Annotated in this window: 2 protein-coding genes; one reads left to right on the forward strand and one right to left on the reverse strand. The window is 43.9% G+C overall.

The window, feature by feature from the left end:
* Positions 1 to 137: 137 nt before the first annotated feature.
* On the reverse strand, positions 138 to 1,466 hold the full coding sequence (locus JGK14_RS30720) for an IS4 family transposase (RefSeq protein WP_293233821.1): 1,329 nt from the start codon (positions 1,464 to 1,466) through the stop codon (positions 138 to 140).
* Between the two features lie 196 nt (positions 1,467 to 1,662).
* Here JGK14_RS30720 and JGK14_RS30725 point away from each other — a divergent pair, with 196 nt between their 5' ends.
* Positions 1,663 to 1,920 carry a hypothetical protein gene (locus JGK14_RS30725; RefSeq protein ID WP_293328096.1) on the forward strand — a complete coding sequence of 86 codons (258 nt, stop codon included), beginning with the start codon at positions 1,663 to 1,665 and terminating at the stop codon, positions 1,918 to 1,920.
* Positions 1,921 to 1,932 lie beyond the last annotated feature (12 nt).

Consider the following 1,932-nt stretch of genomic DNA (forward strand, 5'->3'; position numbering starts at 1 on the left):
CGGTCAGTTTCATGATAGATTTTAGAGACATAAGATACGCTGCACACTGAAATTATCTTTGGGTCATTATAGGATCAATCATTCTGTGGTGCTCCCTTAAGAGCTTCTTGTCCCACCCCCTACTCCCCTTTTTAAGGCTACCGTGTACACACAAGTTGATTCTGAGCTAGTTTCCATCCCACAAAGATGGATTCAAACTGTCGGAGTCCATGAACAAGGGTAGGCATTCCGGGAGGTCTCTGAGAACTATAACCAGACCAACCCCCAAGTCGAGCAATCAGCCAAGTAGCCCAAGGTAAGGAAGTGGGAGGATAGGGGTTTTGCAATTTTTTCGTGCGCCCTTGAAGAGATGGTTCAATCACAGACAAGCACTGCTGTTGAGCATCAGAGAAAGCCAGGGAAACAGATAAGTCAGAATTATCGCGCCCTTCAACCATTTGTAGGGTTCGCACGGCAACCCCTAAAGCCAAGACAGTGAGTTTTTGAATGGCCACTACGGACTCTAACTGTGTAGCTTCAAGATTTAATCCTGCTTGTTTCAATGTGGCAAAAAGTTGTTCAATGCGCCATCGCCATCGATACCATTGGATAACTTGTAGTGCTTGTTCTAAACAAACCACCCTGTGAGTTGTGAGTAATCGCCAATGAATCGCCTCTTGCCCTGCCGGAGGATTAACTTCTATTGCTTCGACTGCATAAAGAGTGATACTGGGTGGATAATCTCGTGCTTTCAAGTGATCGGGACGGCGAATCTTCACACTAACACACCGAATCATCAGCAATGCTTCTCTCGCTGTCCGACCAATACGTGCGTCTGCTGGTACATTAATTGTACAAACCCCTTCACAAGGCTGTTCTGTTAAATAGGTATAAAGCGATTGGGATTGTCCTAATAACCGACGGTCTTGACGAACGCGCACCAATAGGTGATTGTGTTGGTCGGGCACGGTCGCCCATTCCTCATATAAGTCACTTTCGCGGTCACCAATGTGAGTGACCATCAGGGCACCACCTTTAGTGAAACACCGCTGACTGCGCTCGGCGGATGCCAACCATTTGTATGATTCTTTCTGCTCTATCGGCAGATTTTGATAATTGCGTTCATGCTTATTCTTATGATCTAAATCTCGACTCCACAGTTGCACCGTGCTTAACCCTAATGGAAAGCCATTTTCAGCATCCAAAACTAATGTAGGATGTATATAAAAACCCAGATCTGTATTATTGCCAACCACCCCTAATTGTTCGGGTTTTAATCGGCCGGAGTGGGACTGCAAATTGATTTCACTGCTATCACTGACGGCTAATACGTGCCGTCCTTCTATATTTTTTTGGCAATGCTCCGATAGGCTTTGCACTAATTCCGATACGGTCACGTTTTCATTCTCCAAAAAACGATAGTATCCTACTTGTTGAGCTCGATTTCGGCTGATTTGACGAATATTTACCGATTGATGCTGACCCATTGCTTCATATAATGCCGCCCCTTTTTTACCAACCTTGGGTCTCCAAAGGCTGTTCCTTCGTTCTGTTCTGCGTGAATCAGTATCGGATTGTCCACGGTTTATACCTCTGTCACATCTTTTTTGTATCCGCTCAATAATTAGGGGTAGCAGAGAAAAAAAGTAAGCAGAGTAAAAAAAGTGTTATAAAATAGGAGACATGACGCCAAAGACTATTTCACAAGACAAATCATCCTCCAATATACTGCAAACCATCGACCCCTCAGGTATTGCAGACGCATCAATGCGTCATAAAGTAGAGATATTACTGAACCTCATAGAACAATTACAATTAAAAGTCAAAGACTTAGAATCAGAGAATCAACGGTTAAAAGATGAAAACAACCGATTGAAGGGAGAACAAGGAAAACCAGACATCAAAGCCAACTCCAAAGGATTCAAAAGTCAGCACTCATAGCGAAAAAGAACG

It is taken from the genome of Microcoleus sp. PH2017_28_MFU_U_A (assembly GCF_020738035.1).
Lineage (GTDB): Bacteria > Cyanobacteriota > Cyanobacteriia > Cyanobacteriales > Microcoleaceae > Microcoleus.

Bases quoted from the DNA above. Each gene is read 5' to 3' on its own strand.
- JGK14_RS30720 (WP_293233821.1), bottom strand. From the start codon at position 1,466: ATGGGTCAGCATCAATCGGTAAATATTCGTCAAATCAGCCGAAATCGA.
- JGK14_RS30725 (WP_293328096.1), top strand. From the start codon at position 1,663: ATGACGCCAAAGACTATTTCACAAGACAAATCATCCTCCAATATACTG.